Origin of the sequence: Streptoalloteichus hindustanus (genome assembly GCF_900129375.1) — a bacterium.
In the GTDB taxonomy this organism is placed as follows: Bacteria; Actinomycetota; Actinomycetes; order Mycobacteriales; family Pseudonocardiaceae; genus Streptoalloteichus; species Streptoalloteichus hindustanus.
Genome location: NZ_FQVN01000005.1, coordinates 462789 through 488099, shown reverse-complemented (window position 1 = coordinate 488099; position 25311 = coordinate 462789). Strand labels below are relative to the sequence as shown.

At 72.4% G+C, this 25311-nt stretch carries 23 protein-coding genes and 1 CRISPR repeat array; of the genes, 7 read left to right on the top strand and 16 right to left on the bottom strand.

Annotated elements, in window-relative coordinates; translation table 11 throughout:
• Window positions 1-10 precede the first annotated feature (10 nt).
• From BUE43_RS18015 to BUE43_RS17995, 5 genes are all read right to left on the bottom strand, one after another.
• The gene (locus BUE43_RS18015; protein WP_073484604.1) at window positions 11-535 is read right to left on the bottom strand and encodes a P-loop NTPase family protein; all 525 of its coding nucleotides are present in this window, start codon (window positions 533-535) and stop codon (window positions 11-13) included.
• Between the two features lie 85 nt (window positions 536-620).
• Window positions 621-929 (bottom strand): hypothetical protein, encoded by a 309-nt coding sequence (locus BUE43_RS33535; protein ID WP_143174229.1) that lies wholly within the window; start codon window positions 927-929, stop codon window positions 621-623.
• A gap of 296 nt (window positions 930-1225) precedes the next feature.
• On the bottom strand, window positions 1226-2440 hold the full coding sequence (locus tag BUE43_RS18005) for an acyl-CoA dehydrogenase family protein (protein ID WP_073484600.1): 1215 nt from the start codon (window positions 2438-2440) through the stop codon (window positions 1226-1228).
• Entirely contained in the window at window positions 2440-3462 is a 1023-nt protein-coding gene (locus BUE43_RS18000; protein WP_073484598.1) for a phosphotransferase family protein, read from the bottom strand. Before BUE43_RS18000 ends, BUE43_RS18005 begins: the two co-directional genes overlap by 1 nt.
• Window positions 3459-4103: an HAD family hydrolase gene (locus BUE43_RS17995; RefSeq protein WP_073484596.1), complete on the bottom strand. Its 645-nt coding sequence runs from the start codon at window positions 4101-4103 to the stop codon at window positions 3459-3461. The genes BUE43_RS18000 and BUE43_RS17995 overlap by 4 nt, the downstream gene beginning before the upstream one ends.
• A gap of 124 nt (window positions 4104-4227) precedes the next feature.
• Here BUE43_RS17995 and BUE43_RS17990 point away from each other — a divergent pair, with 124 nt between their 5' ends.
• Complete coding sequence (locus tag BUE43_RS17990) at window positions 4228-5055, top strand: M55 family metallopeptidase (RefSeq protein WP_143174228.1); 828 nt, start codon at window positions 4228-4230, stop codon at window positions 5053-5055.
• 31 nt (window positions 5056-5086) lie between these two features.
• On the opposite strand, the gene BUE43_RS17985 is transcribed toward BUE43_RS17990, so the two are convergent.
• On the bottom strand, window positions 5087-5689 hold the full coding sequence (locus BUE43_RS17985; RefSeq protein ID WP_143174227.1) for a hypothetical protein: 603 nt from the start codon (window positions 5687-5689) through the stop codon (window positions 5087-5089).
• A gap of 100 nt (window positions 5690-5789) precedes the next feature.
• Here BUE43_RS17985 and BUE43_RS17980 point away from each other — a divergent pair, with 100 nt between their 5' ends.
• Window positions 5790-6182 carry a VOC family protein gene (locus BUE43_RS17980; protein ID WP_073484592.1) on the top strand — a complete coding sequence of 131 codons (393 nt, stop codon included), beginning with the start codon at window positions 5790-5792 and terminating at the stop codon, window positions 6180-6182.
• A gap of 72 nt (window positions 6183-6254) precedes the next feature.
• Here BUE43_RS17980 and BUE43_RS17975 read toward each other — a convergent pair whose 3' ends face one another.
• A complete protein-coding gene (locus BUE43_RS17975; RefSeq protein ID WP_234995782.1) occupies window positions 6255-7631 on the bottom strand; it encodes an MFS transporter in 1377 nt (458 codons plus the stop codon).
• Between the two features lie 52 nt (window positions 7632-7683).
• Here BUE43_RS17975 and BUE43_RS17970 point away from each other — a divergent pair, with 52 nt between their 5' ends.
• Complete coding sequence (locus tag BUE43_RS17970) at window positions 7684-8286, top strand: TetR/AcrR family transcriptional regulator (RefSeq protein ID WP_143174226.1); 603 nt, start codon at window positions 7684-7686, stop codon at window positions 8284-8286.
• A gap of 120 nt (window positions 8287-8406) precedes the next feature.
• Here BUE43_RS17970 and BUE43_RS17965 read toward each other — a convergent pair whose 3' ends face one another.
• The 3 genes from BUE43_RS17965 to BUE43_RS17955 form a co-directional block, all read right to left on the bottom strand.
• Window positions 8407-8754: an Imm1 family immunity protein gene (locus BUE43_RS17965; RefSeq protein ID WP_073484586.1), complete on the bottom strand. Its 348-nt coding sequence runs from the start codon at window positions 8752-8754 to the stop codon at window positions 8407-8409.
• Between the two features lie 644 nt (window positions 8755-9398).
• A CRISPR array of direct repeats spans window positions 9399-10220; the repeat unit is 29 nt; unit sequence GGGCTCATCCCCGCGTGCGCGGGGACCAC.
• A 231-nt stretch (window positions 10221-10451) separates the two neighbouring features.
• Entirely contained in the window at window positions 10452-11570 is a 1119-nt protein-coding gene (locus tag BUE43_RS17960) for a P-type ATPase actuator domain-containing protein (RefSeq protein ID WP_073484584.1), read from the bottom strand.
• Between the two features lie 65 nt (window positions 11571-11635).
• Window positions 11636-12706 (bottom strand): Acg family FMN-binding oxidoreductase, encoded by a 1071-nt coding sequence (locus BUE43_RS17955; RefSeq protein ID WP_234995781.1) that lies wholly within the window; start codon window positions 12704-12706, stop codon window positions 11636-11638.
• Window positions 12707-12916: 210 nt separating this feature from the next.
• Between BUE43_RS17955 and BUE43_RS17950 the strand changes: the two genes are divergently transcribed.
• Window positions 12917-14635 carry a sensor histidine kinase gene (locus BUE43_RS17950; protein WP_073484581.1) on the top strand — a complete coding sequence of 573 codons (1719 nt, stop codon included), beginning with the start codon at window positions 12917-12919 and terminating at the stop codon, window positions 14633-14635.
• 12 nt (window positions 14636-14647) lie between these two features.
• Here BUE43_RS17950 and BUE43_RS17945 read toward each other — a convergent pair whose 3' ends face one another.
• Together BUE43_RS17945 and hisG are read right to left on the bottom strand one after the other, a co-directional pair.
• Window positions 14648-15301 (bottom strand): response regulator, encoded by a 654-nt coding sequence (locus BUE43_RS17945; protein ID WP_073484579.1) that lies wholly within the window; start codon window positions 15299-15301, stop codon window positions 14648-14650.
• Window positions 15302-15438: 137 nt separating this feature from the next.
• A complete protein-coding gene (hisG, locus tag BUE43_RS17940; RefSeq protein WP_234995780.1) occupies window positions 15439-16323 on the bottom strand; it encodes an ATP phosphoribosyltransferase in 885 nt (294 codons plus the stop codon).
• A gap of 114 nt (window positions 16324-16437) precedes the next feature.
• Between hisG and BUE43_RS17935 the strand changes: the two genes are divergently transcribed.
• Window positions 16438-17235, top strand: coding sequence for a GNAT family N-acetyltransferase (locus BUE43_RS17935; protein WP_073484574.1), 798 nt, complete (start codon window positions 16438-16440; stop codon window positions 17233-17235).
• Between the two features lie 87 nt (window positions 17236-17322).
• Here the strand turns inward: BUE43_RS17935 and BUE43_RS17930 are convergent, their stop codons facing one another.
• Both BUE43_RS17930 and BUE43_RS17925 read right to left on the bottom strand, forming a co-directional pair.
• On the bottom strand, window positions 17323-17826 hold the full coding sequence (locus BUE43_RS17930) for a GNAT family N-acetyltransferase (protein WP_073484572.1): 504 nt from the start codon (window positions 17824-17826) through the stop codon (window positions 17323-17325).
• Window positions 17827-18012: 186 nt separating this feature from the next.
• The gene (locus BUE43_RS17925) at window positions 18013-18333 is read right to left on the bottom strand and encodes a nucleoside triphosphate pyrophosphohydrolase (protein ID WP_073484570.1); all 321 of its coding nucleotides are present in this window, start codon (window positions 18331-18333) and stop codon (window positions 18013-18015) included.
• A gap of 219 nt (window positions 18334-18552) precedes the next feature.
• On the opposite strand from BUE43_RS17925, the gene BUE43_RS17920 reads away from it, so the two are divergent.
• A complete protein-coding gene (locus BUE43_RS17920; RefSeq protein WP_234995779.1) occupies window positions 18553-19470 on the top strand; it encodes an alpha/beta fold hydrolase in 918 nt (305 codons plus the stop codon).
• Between the two features lie 43 nt (window positions 19471-19513).
• Here the strand turns inward: BUE43_RS17920 and BUE43_RS17915 are convergent, their stop codons facing one another.
• Both BUE43_RS17915 and BUE43_RS17910 read right to left on the bottom strand, forming a co-directional pair.
• Window positions 19514-22732 (bottom strand): ATP-binding protein, encoded by a 3219-nt coding sequence (locus tag BUE43_RS17915; RefSeq protein ID WP_073484568.1) that lies wholly within the window; start codon window positions 22730-22732, stop codon window positions 19514-19516.
• A gap of 75 nt (window positions 22733-22807) precedes the next feature.
• On the bottom strand, window positions 22808-23407 hold the full coding sequence (locus BUE43_RS17910; protein WP_073484566.1) for a helix-turn-helix domain-containing protein: 600 nt from the start codon (window positions 23405-23407) through the stop codon (window positions 22808-22810).
• A 415-nt stretch (window positions 23408-23822) separates the two neighbouring features.
• Here BUE43_RS17910 and BUE43_RS17905 point away from each other — a divergent pair, with 415 nt between their 5' ends.
• Window positions 23823-25268: an MFS transporter gene (locus BUE43_RS17905; protein ID WP_083959784.1), complete on the top strand. Its 1446-nt coding sequence runs from the start codon at window positions 23823-23825 to the stop codon at window positions 25266-25268.
• Window positions 25269-25311 lie beyond the last annotated feature (43 nt).

Below are 25311 nucleotides of genomic sequence, written 5' to 3'. Positions count from 1 at the left end.
AGCCCGGTCTCTACCAGGCGGCTGCGAGCACGACGTCATGGGCGATCTCCTGGACGGAACGGCCGTCGGTGGGGATGCGGACGGTGCCCTCCGGGGCCTCCTCATCCAGTTTCCGGGCCATGGTCCGGCTCCGCTCGACGTGCGCGGCGAGCTGGGAGCCGATCTCCCGACGAGCCAGGCGCTCCCGGACCGTGTCCGCCCGCGCCGTGAGCAGGACACGGGTGGTCCTGACCAGGCCGGCGCCCATGGCCCGGCGGATCATCGGCTCCTCCAGGACGCTGACCGTGTTCGTGTAGATCAGGCGGTGCTGGCCCAGGGCGGCGTAGTTCGCCCAGATGGCCGCGAGGTTGCGTTCGGTGATCGCGGTGCGGAGCTGGTCGTCGGCGGGCGCGGGGTGGATCTGGTCCAGGAAGTCCCCCTCGACCAGGCAGTGCGCGATTTCCTTCGCCTGCAACAGTTCGGAGACCTCCCAGGCCACGGAGGTCTTCCCAGCACCCGAACGCCCGCCGATGAGCAACAGTTCGTACACGGTCATGACCCGAGAGCCTGTCAGGGCAAGCGACACGAGCGCACGTTGTTTGTCGCGGTTGAGGACCCGACCATGATCTCCGTCGTCCGCGTCATGCCCCAGCGGCTTCTCCCGGCCGCAGTTGCTGATCAACTTGGCGGACGAGATAGATGCCGCCCCAGTACTCCTCGTCGCGCACGACCTCGGAGTCGTCGCGGTAGTACTTGACGAACGCGCGGGTCGAGCCAGCCCCAGCACCGCAGGCGACGCGCAGGGGAAACCGGTGTTCCTCAGCGGTCATCGCCACATCGGCGGAACCGGGCCGCGCCACGTGGAGCGAGGGCGGCTCGTCGGCCCGCAGCCTGTCGCACAGGTAGTCCCATCCACCGCGAAGCACCTCCCGGAGCGGAAGCTCGGCCACGGGCTCAGGCGGGAGGGCCACCACGAGTTCGCGCCGTCTCATCCGGAGCGCGGCGGCCGCTGTCGCCGCACGATCCAGAACCGAGAGCGCACGCGCAAGATCTCCGTCCCCTTCGTAGCTCGACCACCCGAGGTCCGACAACTCGTCGAAGTGACGCGAACCCGGAAGCCGCTCCTCCTCCACCGCGCGGGTGAGCCATTCCTCCAGCGTCTCGGTGCTCTCCCTCCTTGTCCGAGCGCGAGCCGGAGCTTCCGCCTCGGATCTCCTTCCTGGGCAGCCGAGCGCTGTTGAGCGTGTCAGCTTCGGTGGCGTTTGAGTTCCCTGCGGGCCAACGACATTCGGTGCACCTCGTCGGGCCCGTCGGCGATGCGCAGCATGCGGGCCTGTGCCCACAGCACCGCCAGGGGGAAGTCCTGGCTGACCCCGGCTCCCCCGTGGGCCTGGATCGCCTTGTCGATCACCCACTCGGCCGTCGCCGGGGTCGCGATCTTGATGGCCTGGATCTCGGTGTGCGCGCCCCGGTTGCCCACGGTGTCCATCAGCCAGGCGGTCTTGAGGACAAGCAGCCTGGCCTGCTCGATGCGGACCCGGGACTCGGCGATCCACTCCCCGATCACGCCCTGTTCGGCCAACGGGCGACCGAAGGCGACGCGCTCGGTCACCCGCCGGCACATCAGCTCCAAGGCGCGCTCGGCCATCCCGACCAGTCGCATGCAGTGGTGGATGCGGCCGGGGCCGAGCCGGGCCTGGGCGATGGCGAAGCCCTCCCCCTCGCCACCGACCACGTTGGACACCGGCACGCGCACGTCGCGGAACTCGATCTCGGCGTGCCCGCCGTGCGGACCGTCGGTGTAGCCGAAGACGGTCAGGCCGCGTCTGATGTGGACACCGGGGGTGTCCCGGGGCACAAGCACCATGCTCTGCTGCCGGTGCCGCTCGGCGGTCGGGTCGGTCTTGCCCATCACGATGAACACCGCGCAGCGCGGGCTCATCGCCCCGGAGGAGAACCACTTGCGCCCGTTGATCACGTAGTGGTCGCCGTCCCGGTCGATGCGGGTGGCGATGTTGGCGGCGTCGGAGGAGGCCACCTCGGGCTCGGTCATGCAGAACGCCGAGCGGATCTCACCGGCCAGCAACGGTTCCAGCCATCGTTGTTGCTGCTCGGGGCTGCCGAAGGCGGCCAGCAGCTCCATGTTGCCGGTGTCGGGCGCGGAGCAGTTCAGGGCCTCGGGCGCGAGCGCGGGACTGCGCCCGGTGAGCTCGGCCAGCGGCGCGTAGGCCAGGTTTCCCAGTCCCGCGCCGAAGCGTTCGTCGGGCAGGAAGAGGTTCCACAGCCCTCGCCGTCGCGCCTCGGCCTTCAGCTCGTCCAGCACGGGCGGGGCGGCCCACGGGTCGGTGGCCTCCTCGACCTGCCTCGCGTACACCGGCTCGGCGGGGTACACGTGCTCGGTGAGGAAGTCGGTCAGCTCGGCCCGCAGCCGCTCGGTGCGCTCGTCGAACGCGAAGTCCATCACGCCTCCTCGTCCAAAGTGGACAGTCCACCCGCGACCAGACCCGGCACATGCTCGCCGATGCGGTCGAATCCCGTTCCCACCGTGCGGCCCTGCGCGTGGCGGTAGTGGATTCCCTCCAGCACCACGGCGAGCTTGAACTTCGCGAAGGCCACGTACCAGGACAGGCCGGAGACGTCGGTCCCGGTCCGTTCGGCGTAGCGGCGCACCAGGTCGTCGGCGGCGGGCATGCCGGGCGCGTTCGTCGCGGAACCGGTGACGACGTCCACCGCGCCATGGCTGTCGTCCCAGTAGACGACGAACAGCCCGAGGTCGGCCAACGGGTCGCCGAGCGTGGCCATCTCCCAGTCCAGCACGGCGGTGATCCGGGGGGCAGTGGGGTCCACGAGGACGTTGTCCAGCCGGTAGTCGCCGTGGACGATCGAGGCCCGCGCCGAAGGCGGGATCGCGGCCGCCAGGCGGGCGTGCAGTTCGTCCACGCCCGGGAGGTCCCGGCTGCGGGAGGCGTCGAGTTGTTTGCGCCAGCGCGCGACCTGGCGCGCGAGGTAGCCCTCCGGACGCCCGAAGTCCGCGAGCCCGACGGCGGCCGGGTCGAGGGTGTGCAGGTCGGCGAGCACATCGATCAGCGCGTGGGACACCGCTCGCGCCCGCTGCGGGCCGAGCCGGGTGGTGTCCTCCTGACCGCGCAGCACGACGCCAGGCACGTTGGCCATGACGTAGAACGGCGCGCCGAGCACAGCACTGTCGGTGCACAACAACACCGTCTCGGGCACCGGGACCGGAGATCCCGCCAACGCGCTGATCACGCGGTGTTCCCGGGCCATGTCGTGCGCGGTGGCCAGGACGTGGCCCAGCGGCGGGCGACGCAGGACCCAGCGGTGCACGCCGTCGGTGAGCCGGTAGGTGAGGTTGGACCGCCCGCCGGCGATCAGGTCGGCGGCGAGCGGACCGGCCACCAGGCCGGGGCGTTCCCGATCGAGGCAGGCCCGGACGGCGTCCAGGTCGATTCCGGGCAACGTCATTCCGCCACCTCCGCGAGAGTGGGAAACAGGCGGGCCAGTTCGGCACGGGTCGTGGCCGCGTCCACGTGCCGGACGCCGACCATGCCCAGCGCGACGGCCGCGTCGACGTTGAACGGCAGGTCGTCCACGAACACACAACGCGTCGCGGGGATGCCGAGCTGTTCCACCACCAGCGTGTAGATGGCCGCGTCGGGCTTGCGCAGGCCCACCTCCCCGCTGATCACCATGACCTCGAACAGCTCGGCCAGCTCGGCCGGGTAGGTGTTGCCCCAGCTGTTGGACAGCAACGCCGTCGCCATGCCCGCGGCACGGGTCTGCCGGACCAGGCCGAGCATCGTCGGGTCCGGGCGCATCCCGGCGAACATGCGGGTGAGCAGGCCGTCGGCGCGGACCGCGCGTCCAGCGCCGGTGCGCAGGCGCGCGGCGAGGAGCTGTTCGAACTCCACGGCTGGCAGGAGTCCGCTTTCCAGCCGATGCACCGGCGAGTCACGGGTGGCAGAGTCGTACCACTCGCGCAGCACGGCGTGGTAGCCCTCGGGTTCGATGCCCTCGCTCGTGAGCCACTGGTGGACCGACGCGGTGACCGACGAGGTGAGCACCCCGCCGTAGTCGAGCACCAGGGCGTGCTGTGGGTCACCCATGGCCGCACCGTACCGACCAGTTGGTATGTGCACAACGGCGAGCGGCGACCGCTCGCGGATGTCCCCCTGATGCCGCACAGGGCCACCCTTCCCCGCCGCCGGCGCCCGCCGTAGCGTGTCGGGGGTGCGGATCATGATCTCGGCGGACATGGAGGGCGTCACCGGGGTGACCTGCCCGGCCGACGTGCGACCGGGAACCGAGCAGTGGCAACGGTTCCGCCGCCTGTTCACCGGCGACGTCAACGCCTGCGTCGCCGGGCTGGCCGCCGGCGGCGCCGAGGACGTCCTGATCAACGAGGCGCACAACGACAACCGGAACCTCGTGCTGGAGGAGCTCGACGACCGGGCGCGGATGCTCACCGGCTACCACAAGCCGCTGTCGATGATGCAGGGCATCGACTCCGACGTGGACGGCGTGGTGTTCCTGGGCTACCACACCGGCGCCGGCGAGGAGGGCGTGCTCGCGCACACCTACCTGGAGAACTCGATCACCGGGGTGTTCCTGGACGGGGTGCGGGCCAGCGAGGGCCGGCTCAACGCCGCGCTCGCCGCCGAGTACGGCGTCCCGGTCCTCCTCGTCACCGGCGACGACCTCACCTGCGAGGACGCCGCGAAGTACGCGCCGGCGGCGCGGCTGGTGGCGGTCAAGGAGAGCGTGAGCCGGTACGCGGCGATCTGCGCGACCCCGCAACGCACCGCCGAGCAGATCAAGTCCGCCGCCGAGGCCGCGATGGACCTCGCCGGCCCGGTGGAGCCCGATCGGCGGCCGCACCGGATCGAGGTCGAGTTCGACGCCGCCCAACTCGCCGCGGCCTGCGCCGTGATCCCCACCGTCGAGCGGGTCGACGTGCGGCGCGTCGGCTTCGACGCCGCGTCGATGACCGACGCGATGAAGTGCTTCAAGGTCGTCACCTACGTGGCCAGCAAGGCGACGGAGGAGATCTACGGCTGACCGCCCCGGCGCCCGAGGACCCCCGGGGCCGCTACCAGAGTCGGGTCAGGGTGAACGTCACGGTGTCGAACCCGGGGCGGGTGATCGTGCCCTCGGTGAGACAGCCGCGGTCCACGTCGAGCACCACGGCCACCGTTCGCCCGTCGGGGACGGACAACCCGTTGTAGGGCGAGGGTTGGTTGCTCAGCGGCTCGGCCGTGATCCGCACCAGCCGGTCACCCGAGATCGAGGAGATGGTGACCCTGGCCAGCAGGTCGAGCGGGCGCACCATCTCCACCAACCACGCGTCGACCACCGCCGGCCAGGAGCAGTCGGGCCAGGTGTCGTCCGGACACCCCGCCGGAGGCCGCGCCGGCGTGCTCGTCGACGTTCCGCGTTCGGAGTGGAACAACTCGGCGCCGTCGCAGAACTGGTACCGCTCGTGGTCGCTCCCCTGCGCGGTGTACGACCAGCGCATCAGGCTGTCCGCGTGGAGCACGTGCTCGGACCGGGTCCGGACCGACCCGTCCGCCCCGAGGGTGGTGGCCCTCGCCGCGACGCTCACCGCGCTGCGGCTCACCAGTGACAACCACGACACGATCTCCACGAGCATCATGTCCCCCTGCCGAAGCGGGCCGTCGAAGGGTCCAGACAACAACGGCGTCCTCTTGCGCCGCAACGGCATATGCCGATCTCTGAGGCGATCGCGCCAGCGGGCCGGCCACCGTGGTAGGGCCGTTGACTACGCTTCGGCGGTGCAACTCGATCTGGTCACCGTGGTCGTGGACGAGTACGACCCCGCCATCGCTTTCTTCACCGGGGTACTGGGCTTCGACCTGGTGGACGACTCGCCCTCGTTGACCAACGACGGACGGCCGAAGCGGTGGGTCGTGGTCCGCCCACCGGGCGCCCAGACCGGCATCCTGCTCGCCCGCGCCGACGGGGACCACCAGCGCGCCGCCGTCGGGAACCAGACGGCCGGCCGCGTCGGGTTCTTCCTGCGCGTGGACGACTTCGAGGCGACCCACCGCCGTCTGGTCGCGGCCGGGGTCACCTTCCTCACCGAGCCCCGCACCGAGTCCTACGGTCAGATCGCGGTGTTCCTCGACATCGCCGGGAACAAGTGGGACCTGCTCGGCCCCGCGTGAAACACGGCCTGCTGCGCCCGTCGCATCCCGGGATTCCCTTTCCCAGCCGAGATGCGGCGGGCGCAGGAGACATCAGTCGCGTGTGGACAGTGCGCCGACGCGGCGGGCCACGACGACACCGGCGAGGCTGAGCAGCCCGGTCGTCAGGAAGATCGCCAAGAACGCCGGCGGAACCGACCCCGCGCGGCCGACGAGCACGCCGCCCAGCCCGCTGATCAACGCGGTGGCCAGGGTTTGCGCCAGTTGCAGGGCCGCGCTGACCGCGCCCTGCTGCTCGGCGGGCGTCTGGCCGAGCGTTTCCGTTGTCGCGGCGTTGAAGGCGATGCCCATCCCGACGCCGCCCACGGCCCAGCCGAGGACCGCGAGCAGACCGGGCCCGGCGAGCACCCCGTAGCCCAGCACGGCCACGCCGGCCAGCAGGATGGTGAAGCCGACCGCCACCGCCGTCGCCCGGTCGCGGTCCCACCTGGCCTGGAGGGCCGAGCCGGCCACCCAGGTGAGCGCGCCGGCCGACAGGCCGAGGCCGGCCTCGAACGCGCTGAGGTGCTGGAGCTCGGTCAACCCGAGCGGGAGGAACGCCTCGGTGCCGAAGTACACCGCGCACAACAGGAATCGGACGACCACGCCGGCGGCCACGCCGCGCCGGGCGGTGAGCGTGCCGGCGGGCGTGACGTTGCGCAGCGCGGCGACGGCGAGCACGAAGCCAACCAGGGCAAGCGGAACAAGTAGCGCCAGGCCGCGCAGGTCCAGCGCGGCCAACAGCACCCCGGTGCCCGCCGTGAGCGCAACGCTGTTCACCAGCGGACGGCGCCACCACGGCAGAGCCGGCGAGTCCTGCGCGCCGTGGGCCGGCGTGTGCAGGCCGGGCAGGGTGAGCAGGGCGGCCACGGCGGTGAGCGGGAGCATGAGCAGGAACGTCCACCGCCAGCCGACGGCCGAGGTCACCGCCGCCGCGACGACCGGGCCGACCAGGGACGGCACCGTCCACGCCGAGGACAGCAGCGCGAACATCCTGGCGCGCAGGTGTTCGGGGTAGACCAGGCCGATCAGCGTGTAGGCCATGGCCATCACCGCGCCGACGCCGAGGCCCTGGGCGAACCGGCCGAGCAGGAACAGCGGCCAGGACGGGGCGCTGCCCGCCAGCACGCAGCCCAGCGCGAACACCACCAGGCCGATCATCAGCGGTGGGCGCGCTCCGCGCCGGTCGGCGGAGTGCCCGGCGATCACGGTGCCGACGATGTTGGCCAGCATCATCGCGGCCAGGCCCCAGCCGTAGGAGCCGAGGCCGTCGAGGTGGCGGGCGATGTCGGGCAGGATCGTCGCGACGCCGAGGGACTCGAACGCCACGAGGCTCACGGTGAGCACGATGCCGAGGGTGCGCGCCCGGTAGGTGGGAGACAGAACCCCGTCGTCCGGGGTGGTTGTGCGGGTCACGGTTGTGCGGGTCACCGCCGCATTATGTTCCGACCCGGAACGAAACGGAAATGCTATGGTGACGCCCGTGGCGAACACCCGTTCCGGCCGGCCCAGGGACGAGCGCATCGACAGCGCCGTCCGCGCCGCCACCGTGGACCTCCTCAACGAGGTCGGCTACGCCGCCCTCACCCTGGAAGCCGTCGCCGTCCGGGCCGGCACGAGCAAACCCGCGCTCCGCCGCCGCTGGCGCGGCCGGCAACACCTCGTCGTCGACGCCCTCGCCGCCACCGTCGGCACCTCCCCCACCCCGGACACCGGCTGCACCCACTGCGACCTGATCGCCGGCATCCAGACCCTCACCGAGGCGTTCACCACCAAGATCGGCCGCCGCGTGCTCCCCGCACTGGTCGCCGACCTCGCCGACGACCCGGAACTCGCCGAGACGTTCCTGAACCGCTACTTCCACCCCCGCCGCGCCACCACGGCCGAAGCCCTGCGACGCGGCATCGAACGCGGCGACCTCTCCCCCGACACCGACATCGACCTGCTGCTCGACATGCTGGCTTCAACGACCTACTACCGAGTCCTCTTTGGACACCTGCCGGTCACCGAAGGCCTGGCCAAGCAGGTCGTGGAAACAATCCTCGCCGGAGTAGCCACCCCCCACTGGCGAAACCACCACCACTGACCACCGCAGCCATCGAGGCGCAAAGAACAAGACGGCGGGGCCACGTCTCATGTGGTCCCCGCCGTCGGCTTCAACGCGAAGACGAGCGCCGGGCCAGTCGGATTCCTTGCCCGATGAAGATCAGAACCCATCAGCCGGCTGCCACTCGACACACGTCGGCCGCCGCCCACCAGAGCGCCGAAACTCCAGCACAGCCTCACGCACCAACCCGAGTGGGATCACGGCATCAGCCGGAAACCGGTACCCCGAACCGAGGTCCTGGTACAGCTCCGCCTCCGGGTGCGGCGAGTCGGAAAGGCTGATCCACGGCCCCCCTTCCGGTTCGGGGCCGGCGTAGGCAAGAGCGCCCAGCTCGGCGGCAACGTCAACGTCGAGCTCGATCGCGTGGTCGGGCACCTCCGCCGGGCCGTAGGTCGGACGTTCCACCACGTACGACGACGGGTTGTGGAAGTACGTCCCGGCTGCCAACAGCGCCCGAACAGCGTCTCGACCTCCAAGTCCGTCCGTGCGACCTCGGAGAAGGAGTCACGCCGGGACTGGACACTGATGTGCACGCTGAAGGTCATCCTTCGCTCCGTCATCGGTACACCTTGCGCCCTTCGGGATCGTGAACGATGAGCCGGTCGGTGCGGCCAAGGTTCTGGGGCTGGGGACGGGTTCGCCCAGCGGCCGGCGAAGCGGGCGAGTCTCCTGTGGAGTTCTCTGAGGAGTTGGGGCGACCTCGCCGGGACGGTCCACCGCCGAGGCGAGCCAGGCCATGGCCTGCGCTGGCCCCTCTGCCAACTTCCCTCCGTGGCTGCCTGGACCGCGGCGTGGCATTCCTGCAAGGCATCCGCCGCGACAGTGATCTCCTGACCGGGAACTTGGTCGGCGCAGCCCGGACTGTCTGAGCGGCTTCCTCGACCGCGGACATGCGGGTGAGCGTTGCGGCCGGGTGACATCAGGTGCGGCGAACGCCGCAAGATCACCCAAACAGAAGACCCACCCCGGAAGGCGCTCTCGCACGCGTCCCGTTTGTCCTCGACGTCGCCGAGCGGCGTTGTCGACACGCGAAACCCACCCCAGCATGCGTGGGGACCACCAGTGCGCGTCCGGGTCGCGGCCGGCGGCACGGGCTCATCCCCGCGTGAGCGGGGACCATGCGGCCGCCGCGGCGCAGCCCTTGCTGGCTAGGGGCTCATCCCCGCGTGCGTGGGGACCACAGTGCGAGGGCACCCTCCGCGGTGACCTTGACGGACTCATCCCCGCGTGAGCGGGGACCACGGGACGGGGAGCTGGAGCTGCGCGCTGGCCGGGGACTCATCCCCGCGTGCGCGGGGACCACGGCCAGGACGTCGACGGCGGGTGTCGGCAGTGGGACTCATCCCCGCGTGCGCGGGGACCACGTGCTGGCCAGGCGGTCAGTCCTGCCAGCAGCGGGCTCATCCCCGCGTGCGCGGGGACCACGTGCTGACCGCCATGGACCCAATCAGGGCGTGGGGCTCATCCCCGCGTGCGCGGGGACCACCTGGACCACAACGAGGCCGCCACCGCAGCCGAGGGCTCATCCCTGCGTGCGCGGGGACCACGCTGTACAGCCGCAGGGCTCGACGCGGGTCCCGGGCTCATCCCCGCGTGCGCGGGGACCACGTGATGCGGGATCTGCCCAGTGAGGAGGAGGCGGGCTCATCCCCGCGTGCGCGGGGACCACCCGCACTACGGCTCGCTCATGCCGCTCGAACAGGGCTCATCCCCGCGTACGCGGGGACCACCGGCACCCGGCGTTGCGCCTCGTCCTTGACGTGGGCTCATCCCCGCGTGCGCGGGGACCACCTGGCCTTCGTCCGTCGCCTGCCGTGGCAAGACGGCTCATCCCCGCGTGCGCGGGGACCACCCGCCCTGCTCCACCTGCCCGGCGACCCGACCGGGCTCATCCCCGCGTGCGCGGGGACCACCCTTCTTGACCTGCGCTAACACAGCCGGCGGCATCCGTTTTCGACCATTTGCGATCGCACCTGGTCACCTCTCTCGTCCCCATCGAAGTAGATCACAAGTACTCCGGAGTTCTGATCGGCACCGTCAACATCAGTCCGCTGGGGGCCAGCGCCCCTGGGTGCCGGGCCACCCGCTCTCCAGGGCGCGGCGTGCGGCGGCCTGTTGTTGTTCGTCCACATGCGACTGTCCATTTAGTACAGACTTCCCCAGCCGTCGGGCGTTCCTCCGCCCAGCCACGGGCGCGGCCTGGGGATCGCGGGCTCCCTCGCGGGGGCGGGTTCAGGCTGGTCGGCCGAGCGGGGCTTTCGGGGCTGCGGCACCGTCGCGTCGGCGACAGCCGAGGGGGCCGGCGAGCGCAGGGGCGGAAGCAGTGCCCACAGGGCGACAGCGAGGGCGGCGACGTCCACGACAGCGCGGGTGATCAGGGCGGCGGGCGCGGAGACCTGGCCGAGGGCTGCCGCCACGCCAGCGGTTCCGGCCACGGCCGTGAGGCTGGCGGCCGTCAGGGCGCACCGCCGGGCACGCCTGTCGATGGCGGCGGCCAAGGGGCTCGACGTGTTCGTCAGGACCCCGCGTCGGGCCGCGCGCGAGGCTCCGGCTGTCAGCGCGATCGTCGACGCCGCCAGCAGTGGGACAGGCGTGGCAGCGAGGAGGACCGCGGCGGCGCGGAGGAGATCGCCGGTCAGGAGGGCCACGGTGGCGGCGGCCGCGAGGGCGACGGCGCCGAGCGCGTAGCCCAGGCGGCGCAGGGCGCGGACCGCTTCGTTCTCAGTCACCCGCAGCGTTTCGATCCCGTGCCGGAGGGCGGTGTGCGCGCTGTCGGAGGCGTCGCTGGTCGCCCACATCTCCACCCTCGGGCCGAGGTTGGTGGCGCCGGCGCGGACGGTGTCTCCGGCCGCGTGGCGCACCGGTGTTGGTCCCGCGCCGAGCGCGGCTTCATCGAAAGTGCTGGCGCTGGCAAGGCGTCCGTCGACCGGCACCAGCTCGCCTTGGCGCACCACGAGCAGGTCCCCGGGCTCGACGCAGGCCGCCGGGACGGTGCGCACCGCGTGGGGCAGGCGTTGGTTCGCCCACCGGGGCGTCGCGGCCACGGTGCGGCGCAGGTCCTGTCGCGCCCAGCGGTAGGCGCCGGTCTGGAGGGCCAGACCCGCGACGAGGACCACCGCCCCCGCGATGACCAGCGAGAACGCGCCCGCCGCCAGGGCGAGGACGAGGGCCGCGAGGCCGAGGGGGAGGCCGACGGCCGGCCCGGGGCGCCCCTCCCTGCCGCCGGCTCGCGTCATCAGGGGGTGCTGTTTCGTGGTGTTCATGGATTTCCTCCGCGATGGCGATGTCGTGGGGTGAAAGTCATGGGCGTTCCCGCCTGGGCTTCCGTTCAATCGACGGCCACCTCCCGCAGCAACAGGTCGGCCAGCGGGCGTCTGGGCACCGCCGGGACCGGGGACCCGAACCCGATCCGCAGCACCATCTGTGGCACCACGTCTCCGCCCAACAACCCGCGCAACTCCTCCCTCACGGGTCGCACCTCCACCACCTGTGACAGGAACGAGGCCGACAGGCCCAGCGACGTCGCCGTGAGCAACACGTGTTGCATCGCCTGCCCGGCCTGCAACTCCGCCAACCGGCCCTCGTAGAACGAGGACAGCACGACCACCAGCGGGTCACTCTCGAAGTCCCGGCCCGCCGGCCGGGGGCGGCCGTGACCGGCGGTGAAGTCCCGCAACGCCCACTCGTCCTGCGGCTCCGGCCGCGGCCCCCACGCGGTGGCGGGGACGCCGTCGTCGTGTCGGTCCGGGCGGGTCCACTCGGCCAGCTCCGCCCGGTACCTCGGGTTCGACCGCTGCGTCTCGTGGCTGCGCGCCACCATCCCGCGCAGCCGGGCGCGGTCGGTGCGGTCCTCCAGCACGTGCAGCCAGGCGCGCTCCGCCTGTGCGGCCCGTGTCAGCGCCTGGCAGTGGCCGGCGGGGACGGGTTGGTCCAGGAAGGGATGTCGGTTTGTCCGCCGCAGCGGCACCGCGCGGGCCAGCGCCGCCCTCTGGTGGCTCCCCCGGGCGCGTCCGCACCGGCTCACGACCGCCAGCAACTCCGGGCGCGTGGCGTCGGGCAGGAGGGTGACCATCGGCCGCACCCCGAAGGACTCCAGCGCCACCCGCAGGTTGAACAACGCCGCGCCGCAGGACAGGAGCAGTTCGCGGTCCTCGGGGTCGAGCACCGGCAGGTGGCGGCCGGTGTCGGCGTACAGCTCGATGGCGCCGGTCGCACCCTCGTCGGTCACGCGGAAGCGCCAGGGTTGGGTGTTGTGCGTGGACGGCGCGGCGCAGGCGGCGGTGAGCGCCGCCTCGATCTGGTCCGGTCGCAGTCCCAGCGCCCCGGGAACCACGCAGTCGGTGGCAGGGGTCTCGGTGGCGGCGGTCGTGGTGGCGGTGCGCTCGGCGACCATGGTCATGGCGTGTCTCCTCGGTTCGGTGTCGGGCTGGCGCTGGTCGCCCCGCCCGTCGACATCCAGGTTCGCCACTGGTCCGGGGGCTGCCCCACGGACGAACGTCCCGACCCGGCCGGGCACTGCCGCACCCCCGCGCCGGTCGTTGCGCCTGGCCAGAGCCGGTGACAGCCTGGATGTGTTCGGCTGACCGCCAGCCGAAGGGAGACGGGCGCCATGGCCGAGAAACCGAACGTGCCCGGCCCGGTCGGCCCCACGCTGTCCGGACTACGGCTGGACGAGCTGCTCGACGAGGTCCAGGAGCGGCTGACCGAGATCACGCGCACCCGGGACCGGCTCCAGGGCCTGCTGGACGCGATCCTCGCCGTGGCCGCCGGCCTGGACCTGGACACCACCCTGCTGCGCATCGCCACCGCCGCGGCCGAGCTCGTCGACGCCCGCTACGCCGCCATGGGCGTGGTGGGCAGCGGTCCCACCCTGTCCCGGTTCGTCCACGTGGGCATCGACGCCGAGACCAGGGCCCGCATGGGCCACCTGCCCGAGGGCAAGGGGCTGCTCGGCCAGCTCATCCGCGACCCGCGCCCCCTGCGCCTGGCCGACCTCTCCACCCACCCGGCGTCGGCCGGCTTCCCCCCGAACCACCCGCCGATGCGCACCTTCCTCGGCGTCCCGGTGCGGATGCGGGACGAGGTGTTCGGCAACCTCTACCTCACCGAGAAGCGCGGTGGGGGCGAGTTCACCTCCGCCGACGAGGTCGTCATCCAGGCCCTGGCCGCCGCCGCCGGCATCGCGCTGGACAACGCCCACCTGTTCGAGCAGGCCAAGCTCCGCCAGGGCTGGCTGCAGGCGGCCGGGGAGATCACCACCGCGCTGCTGTCCGGCGCGGGCTCCGCCGACGCGCTGCGGCTGATCGCCCAGCGGTCGCGGGAGCTGTCGCGAGCGGACGGGGCGTTGATCGTGCTCTGCGACGGGGAGGGGGACGACCTCACGGTCACGACCGCGGAGGGGCGGCTCGCCGAGGGCGCCGAGGGCCTGCGGCTGACCCTGCGCGAACCGGTGGTCGGGCAGGCCCTGCGCGAGGGCGCCCCGGTGCTCTCGACCGGTCGGGACGAGCGGGAGGACAGCGAGGTGCGGCGGATGCTGCCCGGGGTGGGGCCGATCATCGGTGTCCCGCTGCACTCCGGGGGGCACAGCACCGGCCTCATCCTCGCCCTGCGCGGCAAGGGCGCCGAGCCGTTCCTGCCGGACGAGGTCCCCCTGTTGTCCTCCTTCGCGGGCCAGGCGGCGCTCGCGCTGGAGCTGGCGGCCAAGAACCAGGCGCAACGCCAGCTCGCCGTCTTCACCGACCGGGAGCGGATCGCCCGCGACCTGCACGACCACGTGATCCAGCGGCTGTTCGCGACCGGGCTGGGCCTGCAGAGCACCATGCACCGCACCGCTGACGGGGAGGTCCGCCGGCGGGTCCGCGAGGCGATCGAGCAGCTGGACCAGACCGTGCGCGAGATCCGCACGTCGATCTTCGACCTGCACACGCCCGAGGAGGAGACATCCGGGCTGCGGCGGCAGCTGTTGGACATCGTGGCCGACACCACCGCGGACACCTCGCTGTCCCCCACCGTCCGGTTGTCCGGGCCGATCGACACCCTCGTGTCGGCGGAGCTGGCCGAACACACGGTGGCGGTGCTGCGCGAGGCGGTCAGCAACGCCGTCCGGCACTCCGGCGGCAGCCAGATCACGGTCACCGTCGACGTGGGCAACGACCTCGTGCTGGAGGTCGCCGACGACGGCGTGGGCATCGACCCGGAGGCAGCCCGCAGCGGCCTGCGGAACCTGGAGAACCGCGCGAACGAGGTCGGCGGGTCCCTCGTCGTCCAGGCGGAGCCCGGAGGTGGGACTGTGCTGCGCTGGCGAGCACCGCTCACGCACGAGGACTGAGCGGCGGCCCGCTCACTCCCGTTGGTCCGGGCGCTCCCGGCGCAGCTCGGTGGCCAGCACCGCGGCCTGGGTGCGGCGCTTCATCCCCAGCTTCGCCAACAGGTGCGACACGTAGTTCTTCACCGTCTTCTCCGCCAGGAACATCCGCTCCGCGATCTGCCGGTTCGTCAACCCCTCCCCGATCAACTCGAAGACCGTGCGTTCCTGCTCGGTCAGCTCCCGCAGCGGATCGGCCCGCTCCTGCTCCTTGCGCAGGCGCGACAACAGGGCGGAGGTCGTCTTGCTGTCCAACAGGGACTGCCCGGCCCCGACAGTGCGGATCGCGTTCACCAGGTCGCTGCCCAACACCTGCTTGAGCACGAAACCCGAGGCGCCAGCCATGATCGCGTCGAACAACGCCTCGTCGTCGGCGAACGACGTCAACATCAGACACCGCAACTCCGGAAGCTGCGACCGCAGCTCCCGGCACAACTCCACCCCGTTGCCGTCCGGCAGCCGCACGTCCAGCACGGCCACATCCGGCCGCGTCGCCGGCACCCGGGCCAACGCCTCCGCCACCGAGGCGGCCTCGCCCACCACCGTCAGGTCCTGCTCCGTCTCCAGCAGGTCGGCGATCCCGCGCCGCACGATCTCGTGGTCGTCGACCAGAAACACCTGGATGCTCATCCACCCACCTCCTTCCCAGCTCTGGAAGCTACGCCCCGCCGGGCGCGCCCGCATGCCATATCTGTCCACTGAGGACTAATCGTGGACAGGTCACTGTGGACAGTGCGACTCCGGGGAGTGCTGGCGACCGGAGAGGTTCACCGGTGGGGAGTGACCCGACAGCCCTCCAACGCGGTCATCAGGATCGCCTTGGCGCCGATGCCCTCCAGCTCGTCCATGATGCGTTGCGCCTCGTCCCTGCGCACCAGGGAGCGGACGGCCACCCAGTCCCAGTCGGCCATCGCCGAGATCGTCGGCGACTCGACTCCCGGGGTCAGCGCGCAGGCCTGCTGCACCACCGCCCGCGGGCAGTTGTAGTCCATGATCGCGTAGAGGCGGGAGTCCAGGACACCGCGCAGGCGGTTCGTCAACGCCTTGATCGCCGCGGTCTGCTCGTCGGTGTAGGCGCGCCGGGTGCTGCGGATGAGGATCGCCTGCGACCGCATCAGCGGCTCACCGAAGGGCACCAGGCCGGCGGTGCGCAGCGACTCGCCGGTCTCCACCACGTCGGCGATGGCGTCGGCGACACCGAGCTCGATGGCGTTCTCCACCGCGCCGTCCAGCCGGATGAGCTCGACCTTCACGCCGTGGTCGGCGAGGTGCTTCTCCACCAGCACCGGGAAGCTGGTCGCTACCCGCCGGCCCTGCAACTCCTCGATGCCGCTGACGCCGCCGGGCGGTGCGGCGAACCGGAACTCCGACTTCGCGAAGCCCAGGTCGAGGACGGGCTCCGCCGGCGCGGCCGAGTTGACCAGCAGGTCCAGGCCGGTGATGCCGACCTCCAGGTCGCCGGACCCCACGTAGGTGGCGATGTCCTTCGGCCGCTGGAAGAAGAACCGGATGTCGTTGTCGGTGTCGGTGACCCGCAGCTCACGGTCGCCGCGGTTGGCCCGGTAGCCGGCGTCGACGAGCAGCTCGATCGCCTTGGCGCTCAGTGACCCTTTGTTGGGTACTGCTATACGCAGCGTCATGCGACTCAGCATCGCACATCGATCCTGATCGATCCTGATCGATCTTCACTGTCGGTGACCAGGGCCGTCGCGCCAGCCGGCCCACCACCGGCCCGGGCGTGGCCCCGCACCGTCTAGCCTCCGGGGGTGCCCGACACCACGGACCTGCTGGCCGCCTACGACGCCCAACTACGCGCCGCCGAGACGAGGAACCTGCCTCCGGGCGCGCACGCGGAACCAGACGGGCCGATCGTGCGGATCGTCGGGCAGCACCGGCGCGGCTTCGTGACCGGCCGGCGCGACCTGGGGCTCGACGGCCCGGCGCTGGACGCGCTGATCGCCCGGCAGCGGGACTTCTTCGCCGCGCGCGGCCAGGCCGTGGAGTGGAAGACCCGGGCCCACGACACACCGGCAGACCTGCCCGAGCGGCTGTCCGCCGCCGGCTTCGTCGCCGAGCCGCGCGAGACCGTGCTGATCGCCGAGTCCCGGGTTCTGGCCGCGGCGACCTCGACACCGCCCGAGGGCGTCGCCGTCCGGCAGGTCGAGGACGACGCGGACCTGCGCCCGATCGCCGAGATGGCCTCCGAGGTCTGGGGCGACGACCGGAGCTGGCTGGCCGCCGAGCTGGGCGACCGGCTCCGGGCCGGCGACGGCCAGACCGTCGTGGTGGTCGCGGAGGCGGGTGGCCGCGTCGTCTCGTCCGCCCGACTGGAGTTCGAGCCGGGCACCGAGTTCGCCGGGCTGTGGGGCGGCTCGACGCTCCCCGCCTGGCGCGGCCGAGGTATCTACCGGGCTCTCGTCACGCACCGCGCGCGGGTGGCCGTGGAGCGGGGAGTTCGCTACCTCCAGGTCGACGCGACCGAGGACAGCCGACCCATCCTGGAGCGCATGGGCTTCGCCGCCGTCACCACGACCACTCCCTACGTCTGGTCGCCGCCCGCGTGAAATCCGGACCGCGACCAGTTGACTGTCCACAAAGGACATTTCTCGGAATCTCGCGAGGAGTGTCTGACCGGCACCTGATGCCGGGCGTCACCCGTCGCCGTCGGCCACCCGGAACCGGAGCCGGGTGACGGCGACGGGCTCGCTGGGCAGGTGGCCGTCGACCTCGGCCACAGCCCCCACGGCCACCTCGTTGACGACAGACCGCCAGAAAGACCCCGCGCGCTCGTTGTTGTGGTCGACAGACAACGTCCACTCCCCGGGGTGCCGTGCGAAGAGGAGGCGAGCCGCCTCCCGCGCGACGCCACGCCCCCGGTGCCGCCGCACGACGAAGAACTCCGCGACGTTCCACGACCCGTCGTCATCCACGTCACCCCGCGCCAGGGCGAAGCCGGCGAGGTGGCCGTCGGCGCGGATGAAGTACGCCTCGCGCGTTGTCTCCGTGAAGTAGTAGTCCAGGTAGTTGTAGACGAATGTTCCGTGCGGGGTCAGCTCGGCCTCCCGGATCTCCGAGAAGTCGTGCAGGTAGAACTGCATCAGGTTCACCAGCACGGGCTTGTCGGACTCGCCAACGACTACCAGTTCAACGGCCACAGAACCGCAGTGTGCCCCACCTCCCCGCCTCCCGCGAGCCACTTTGCCTTCCACCCCACCTGATCAACCCACGCGCCCGCGAACCGTCACTCCCCCCGCGCCTCGCCGCTTTCCCCGTCTTCGAACTGGCCCAACGTTGACCGGATAGTCCACTGTGGACTTGGTCGGTGTGTCAGGAGCTGCGGGTCAGCGGTTGCCGGTCCAGATGACGCGGTCGGCGAAGCCGCCGCGTTCGGCGGCCTTGGCCTGTCGGATCAGCTCCAGTTGGTCCGGGTCGACGCCGAGGTTCGCGGCGAGGGCGCGGACGACCTCCAGCACGTCCGCGAGTTCCTCGGCCGCCGTGGTCTCGTCGTCGGCGGCCAGGAACTCCGCGACCTCCTCGCCGAGCTTGTCCCGCAGCCGGCGGTGGTACTCCTCGGGGTCGGCGGTGTAGGTGACGGGCTCCGAGCCGGAGCGCCGGATGATCTCCGGAATCCGGTCCCGGACCAACTTCCCCGCACTGGACACAGGTTCTTCCCTCGATCCTGGGGTGGGCGGTCGCGGCGGTCACTCCGCACGCCGCCGCGAGGTCCTGACTCTCCCATCCTGCCCGGTCCCACCGACGCCCCGGCCGTCGTTTCAGCGGCCGGCGGTGGCGGAAACGACGTGAAACCGGGATGAGACCGCCGTGAAACCCGCGTCCGGAGGCTTGGGGGCGTCGAGGAACGCCCAGCACAAGGAGAGATCGTGCAGCACCCGGATAACCACACGACGACCATCACCGACGCACCGCCCGTGGGGCGGCGGGTCGAGGTTGGCGGACGCCGGCTGTTCGTGCACCAGTCGGGCACCGGCGGCCCGGCGGTGGTGTTCCTGCCCGGGGCCTCCGCCGTGGGCCTGGACTACCTGAACGTCCACGACCGGGCCAGCCAGTTCACCACGAGCGTGCTCTACGACCGCTCGGGCACGGGGTGGAGCGACCCGGCCGCCCTGCCGCGGACCGGCGACGAGGCCGTGGACGAGCTCAGGGGTCTCCTGCGTGCCGCCGGCGTGCCCGCGCCGTACGTGCTGGTCGGCCACTCGTTCGGCGGCGTCCTCGCGCGCCGCTTCGCGCAGCGGTTCCCGGCCGAGATCGCCGGCCTGCTGTTGTTGGAGCCCGCCCACGAGGACTGGAACGCCTTCATGCCGGAGCCGTTGCGCCTGCCGGAGCGGCCGGGCGAGCCGGTGCCCCTGCCCGAGCTGACCGAGCAACTGGTCCGCGAGTTCCGCGAGCTGCTCACGCGGATGTTCGCGCCGTGGCCACAGGACATCCGGGAGATGCTCGTCGAGCACCACCTCAACCCCGCCACGCTCCACGTCGGCGCGGTGGAGGGAGGCAGCCTTCCCGCGCTCTACGACGAGCTCCGGCGCGGCGGGGCGACGCCGGACGTGCCGCTGATCGTGTGCAGCGGCACGGGAATCGACCCCGGGCAACGGCACTTCCTGCCCGAAGAGCTCCTGCGCCCGTTGAACGAGGGCAAGCTCGCGCTCTACACCGCGCTCGCCGACTCGGTGCCGCGCGGTGAGCACCGGGTGTTCGAGGACGGCTCCCACAGTTGGCTGCACGTGGAGTACGAGGACGAGGTGATCCAGGCCCTGCGGGACCTGCTCCACAGGACGCGGTGACGGCCGGGACCGGCGAGCCGAGGGCGCTCGGACCAGCTCCCCGTCAGCGTTGAGCGCGCGAGCGCAGGGCCGCCGACGCGGCGGCGATCAGCTCGTCCCGGCCCAGGTCGGCATAGGCGGACACCGCTTCCGCGTATGCCGACCTGTCGGCCTGTTCGGCCTCCTCCCGCGCACGGGTGGCGGACATGGTGGGCTGGTATCCCCGGAGGAAGTGGAATCGCTCGGCCAGAGCCACCATGCGCGCCCCGGACCGAACCGCGCGCTCGTCGCCGTTCGACGCTCCGCTGTGGAGGTCGATCATGGCCAACGCCATCAGGAGCGCCCCGCAGATCGGCAGTTCCGCGAGGTAGGGGGTCGGGGCGGCCACGGGATCGGTGAGCATCACCGACAGGGTGCGCGGCAGGTCGTGGACGATCTCCGCGACGAGGTCGAGTCGCCCGTGCCGCGCGTGGGCGACCACCGCCACCGCCTGCTCCTGGAGACTCCACGGCCGCACACCGCGCGCGTCGGCGGGGAAGATCTGGCTCTCGGTGGTCCGCACCCGTTCCACGGCCCGTCGCCACAGGCGCAACCCCGTGTCGGTCTCGCCGCGGGCGAGTGCGATCTCGGCGCGCACCCCGAGGTCGGGCAACAGGCCGGCGACCGGCTCCTCCACCTGGTTCAGCCCGGTCAGCTCCACCCAGTGCTCGGCCTCGTCGAGTGCGCCGACGTGCAGGTCGGCGAGCGCCAACGCCCACCGGACCTGGACCACGTTGGACCAGGCTCCGAAGTCCTCCAGCACCCCCAGGCCCGAGCGGAGGTGCCGTCGCGCCCGCTCACCCCGCCCGACCTGCGTGCACAGGATGCCGACCCGGATCTCGGCCAGCGCGCGCAACATCGGGAGCTGGTGGCGCTCGGCGGTCTCCAGCACCCGCTCGGCGGCCCGCAACGCGGACTCCGGATCGCCTTCCTGCTCCAGGAAGTAGCTGGCGACGGAGTGGGCCAGGCCGGCCAGCAGCGGGTACCCGCTCCCGCACAGGGAGCGGAGCTCCGGGGATGTCACGTCGTGGATGGCGGGCAGGGCGCGCAGCACGTGGTCAGCGGCCCGGATCACCGTGTCCGGCGGCGCGGGTGGCAGCCGGCGCAGGGTGACCAGGGAGCGCACCGCGCGCGGCCCCTGGACCAGAAAGGCGTTCGCGGCGCACAAGGTCATCGCGGTGCGGGTGACCTCGACGAACTCGGGTTCGGGGTGGAAGTGCGAGAGGGTCCGCGCGGTCCGCTCGGCCAGGTCGGCCAGCCGGGTGTAGTGGGACTCGACGGTCCACAGGCCGACGAGCACCGCGCTGGTCGCCGCCACCGTCGCGCCGTCCACGATGGACAGTCCACATCGGAGCGCCTGGGTGAGGTTGTCCTGTTCGGACCGAATCCGCTCCACCGACGGGAAGGGGTCGGGTCCGAAGAGCACGTCGTGGTGCGCCAGGCCGAACTCGCGCGCCCAGGAGAGGAAGGCTTCGGTCGTGCGCGGGCCTTCCCCGGCCGAATCCCGGTGCGCCGCGCTGAACTCCCGCACGGTCTCCAACATCCGGAACCGGACTCCGGAGGCGGTGTCGGACACCTTGAGCAGTGAGTGGTCGACCAGGTGCTCCAGGACGGACACGGTGTCGTCCGCCCCGTCGCCAGCCCCCTCATCGACACCGGCTGCGTAACTGAGGACGTGCCGCGCGGCGTCGGCTGTGAAGCCGCCGGGAAAGACCGACAACGCGCGCAACGCTCGCTGTCCCTCCGCGTCGAGGAGATTCCAGCTCCAGTCAACGACGGCGCGCAGGGTGTGGTGGCGGGCCGGGGCGTCGCGGGCGCCGCCGCGCAGCACGGCGAACCGGTCGTCCAGGCGACGGGCGATCTCGGCGACGGACAGCGCCCGGACCCGGGCCGCCGCGAGTTCGACGGCCAGCGGCAGCCCGTCCAGCCTGCGGCACAACGACTCCACGGCGTCGGCGGGAAGGGCGACACCGGGGCGAGCCGCCCGCGCGCGGTGGCCGAACAGCGCGATCGCGGTCGGCAGGTCCAACTCGGGCAGCGGGTACACCGCCTCCGAGGACAGTCCGAGCGGGGCGCGGCTGGTGGTGAGCACCCGCGCGTCCCCGGTCCTCGCGATCACCGTCCGCACCAGCTCGGCGACACCGCGGAGCACGTGCTCGCAGTTGTCCAACACCAACAGGGCCGGCCCGGAACCGAGGGCCCGCACGACGACGGTCAGGTCGTCCTGCGCGTGCCCGGGGCGACCGGACAGGGCGCGCTGGGAACCGGCGGCGCCCAGCGCGGCCGCGACCTCGCCGAGGACGTCGCTGTCGGCGGTGATCCCGTCGAGCGCGACGAGGTGGACGGCGGGGTGGTCCACCTGCCGGCTCACCGCGTGCGCGAGGCGCGTCTTCCCCAGACCTCCGGTGCCCACGATCGAGACGACCCGGGAGGAGCGCAGCAGCGACGTGACGGCGGCGATGTCGTTGGCGCGGCCGAGAAGCGCGTTGGGCTCGTGCTGGACGCCGTGGCGAACCACGGGCGCCTCGGCTCGCAGCAGGTGGTGGTGCACGGCTTGGAGCTCGGGGCCGGGATCAGTTCCGAGGTCGTCGCGCAGGTCCCTGCGGTAGCTCTCGTACCGGGCCAGTGCGGCGGCTGACCCGAGTGTCGCCGCCTCGGACCGCAGCAGCTCCAGCAGGATCTCCTCGTCCCGGGGACGCTCGCGGAACAGCTCGGTCAGCGCTCGCACCGACTCCGCGCTCCGGCCCAGCCGCGACAGGGCCAGGGCGCGAGCGCGCACCAGGGCGCGGTAGGTCGACGCGCGTTCCGCGCGCAACACCGACAGCGGGTCGTCGAGCCCGTCGTCGACGGGTTCGGCCCCGTCCCACAGCGCGAGCCCGGCCTCGGCGTGGGCCAGCGCCGCCGCGTGGTCGCCGACGCCGGCGTGCCGCGCGCTCGCCGCGGCGCTGAGCAGCACGGCCGAGGCGTCCACCTGCTCCTCCCCCAGCGCGAGGCGGTAGCCGGTGGGGGTGCGGGCGATGAGCTCCGGCCCGAGCCGCGCCCGCGCCCGGGAGACGAGCACCCGCAACGCCCGGGTGGGGTTCTCCGGGCGCTCTCCCGGCCAGAGCCCGTCGACCAGGTGGCCGTCGACGCGGCCCGCGCGCGGGGCGTCGGCGAGAAGCGCGAGAAGGCCGCGGAGCCGCGTCCCGCTGATCTCCTGGCCCCGGTAGGCCACTCGCGACAACAGGGCCAGCTCCACGGTCACCGAAACAGGTTAGTCAGCGGGCTCCGGCACCGGGACCACACCGGCGACGAGGCGAAACGCCGGGCTGGTGCGTGGTCAGCGGTCCGACGTGGTCCTGGGGCGTGGTCTCGCGCGCACGTGCATGCGCTCGCCCTGGCGGCCGAAGAGGCTGAGGAGCTCGACGGGGCCGTCGCCGGTGCTGCCGAACCAGTGCGGCAGCCGGGTGTCGAACTCGGCGGCCTCGCCCGCGCCCAGGACCAGGTCGCGGTCGGCCAGGATCAGCCGCAGGCGTCCGGAGAGGACGTAGAGCCACTCGTAACCCTCGTGCGTGCAGGACTCCGGAGTGCTGCGGGTGGCCGGGATGACCATCTTGTACGCCTGGAGCGGGCCGGGTTGGCGGGTCAGGGGCAGCACGGCGTTGCCGTCCACCCGCACCGGGGTGAGGCGGACGCGGGGGTCGCCGACCTCGGGCGCGCCGACCAGCTCGTCCAGGGCCACCTGGTGCGCCTGGGAGATCGGGAGCAACAGCTCCAGGCTGGGGCGGCGCTGGCCGGACTCCAGGCGGGACAGGGTGCTGCGGGAGATGCCGGTGGCCTCGGCGAGCGCGGCCAGGCTGACGCCGCGTTGGGCGCGCAGGCGGCGCAGGCGGGGGCCGACCTCGGACAGGGCTCGGGCGATGGCGGACGAGTGCTCCACCGCCCCATCGCACCCCAGGCGTCCCGGAAACGGCAACAAAAATTGCCGTATCCGGACCGCCGGTCGCAGCCTGGGTCGCGGAGGTGTTCGTCATGAGCCGTACGAGGAGCAACGCCGCACAGCGCTGGCAGCGCCGCACCGGGCGGCACATCGACGCCAGGTGCGCGGTGTCCGCCGTACCGCGACGAGCCGCCGGCAAGCGTCGCACGAGGAGCACGAGGACGCCCGCTCCCCCGCGCTAGCTCACCACCCGATCCTCCCCGAACGACCTCGGGCCTGTCACGTCCGGCCGCCGCCAGGGCACGGGCTCGACCTCGCCTGCCCGAGAACCGTGCCCCGTGACCAAGCGCTGTGACCAACCAAGCGCTGTGACCAAGCGCTGTGACCAAACCCCGAGACCGAGGAGCGCCCCACCATGACCACCATCCCCGACGACGGACTGGCCGAACGGGCCGGGCCCGCCGACGCCGGCACGGCGACCAGACCGGACGCGCGCCACCGAACCGGCCTCGCCTTCGCGGTGCTCGCGGTCGTCCAGGCCTCGCTGATCTTCACCATCACCCTGATCTCGGTGCCGCTGCCGGACATCGGCCGCGAGTTCGGGCTCGGTTCGGCGGACCTGGTGCTGGTCCAGGCCGCGTACGGACTGCCCTACAGCGGCCTGCTGCTGTTCGGCGGGCGACTGGCCGACCGGTTCGGCGGGCGGCGGGTGTTCGCGGCGGGGCTGGCGGTCTTCGGGCTCGCCTCCGCGACCGCCGCGGTCGTGCCCGGCTTCGAGGCGCTGGTCGCGGTGCGCTTCACCCAGGGCATCGGAGCCGCGCTGACCGCTCCGGCGGCGGTGGCGGTGCTGCGCGCGCTGTTCCCCTCGCCGGCCGCCTTCGGCAGGGCGATGGCCACGTGGGGCGGCATGTCGGTGCTCGGCGCGACGCTGGGCCCCCTCGTCTCGGGCGTGGTCACGACCTGGGTGTCGTGGCGGTGGATGTTCGCCGTCCCGGTCGCCGTCGCGGTCCTCGGGCTGGCCGTGACCAGGGGGATGTTCCCGGAGGGGCGGGCGGGCTCGTCCTCGGTCGTTGGCCTCGACCCGGCGGGCGCGGTGCTCGCCACGCTCGGCATCTCGGTCGGCAGCTACGGCCTGATCGCCAGCGGCGACCACCCCTGGTCCTCCACGACGGTGCTCGTCCCGCTCGGCGTCGGCGTCGTCCTGCTCGCCGCGTTCGTCGCGGTGGAGCGCCGGGTGCGCGACCCGCTGCTCCCGCCCGGGTTCGCGGTGGAGCCGCGCCGCCTCGTGGGCGTGGTCGGCATCCTGCTCGCGGCGGCCGCGTCGGGTCTGGTGTCCTTCGTGCTCTCGGTCTACCTCCAGCAGGTGCGGGACTGGTCGCCGCTGGAGACCGCGGGCGGCTTCGTCCCGTTCGCCGTCGCGTTGATCGCCTCGAACAGCGCCGCCGCGCGGCTGGTCGGCCGGTTCGGCGCGGGCCCGGTCACCGTGGCCGGCCTGCTCGTCGGCGCCGGCGGGTTCGCCCTGCTCACCGGGATCGCGCCCGACTCCTCCTACCCGCTCGGCCTGGCGCCGGGCCTGGTCCTGCTGCCGATCGGCGCGTCCCTCATCTTCTCCGGCACGGCCGTGCTGACCACGACGAACGTGCCCCCGCACCAGGTCGGCCTCGCCGGTGGCGTGATGAACACGGCGATGGAGTTGGGCCCGACAGTCGGCATGGCCGCGTTGATGGCCGTCGCCGCGACGCGCGCCGAGGTGGTCAACGGGTACGCGTGGGCGTTCGGCACCGCCGCCGTCGTCTACGTCGTCGCCGCGCTCGTGGCGATCCCGCTGCTCCGCCGCGCCACCGCGCCGGCCGCGAGCTGAGGCCCGCCAGGCCTTCACCCCACACGTTCTTCGCTTCCTGACG

Bases quoted from the DNA above. Each gene is read 5' to 3' on its own strand.
- hisG (WP_234995780.1), bottom strand. From the start codon at position 16,323: ATGCTGAGTCGCATGACGCTGCGTATAGCAGTACCCAACAAAGGGTCA.
- BUE43_RS17955 (WP_234995781.1), bottom strand. From the start codon at position 12,706: ATGACCATGGTCGCCGAGCGCACCGCCACCACGACCGCCGCCACCGAG.
- BUE43_RS17905 (WP_083959784.1), top strand. From the start codon at position 23,823: ATGACCACCATCCCCGACGACGGACTGGCCGAACGGGCCGGGCCCGCC.
- BUE43_RS17945 (WP_073484579.1), bottom strand. From the start codon at position 15,301: ATGAGCATCCAGGTGTTTCTGGTCGACGACCACGAGATCGTGCGGCGC.
- BUE43_RS17960 (WP_073484584.1), bottom strand. From the start codon at position 11,570: ATGAACACCACGAAACAGCACCCCCTGATGACGCGAGCCGGCGGCAGG.
- BUE43_RS18005 (WP_073484600.1), bottom strand. From the start codon at position 2,440: ATGGACTTCGCGTTCGACGAGCGCACCGAGCGGCTGCGGGCCGAGCTG.
- BUE43_RS18000 (WP_073484598.1), bottom strand. From the start codon at position 3,462: ATGACGTTGCCCGGAATCGACCTGGACGCCGTCCGGGCCTGCCTCGAT.
- BUE43_RS17995 (WP_073484596.1), bottom strand. From the start codon at position 4,103: ATGGGTGACCCACAGCACGCCCTGGTGCTCGACTACGGCGGGGTGCTC.
- BUE43_RS18015 (WP_073484604.1), bottom strand. From the start codon at position 535: ATGACCGTGTACGAACTGTTGCTCATCGGCGGGCGTTCGGGTGCTGGG.
- BUE43_RS17950 (WP_073484581.1), top strand. From the start codon at position 12,917: ATGGCCGAGAAACCGAACGTGCCCGGCCCGGTCGGCCCCACGCTGTCC.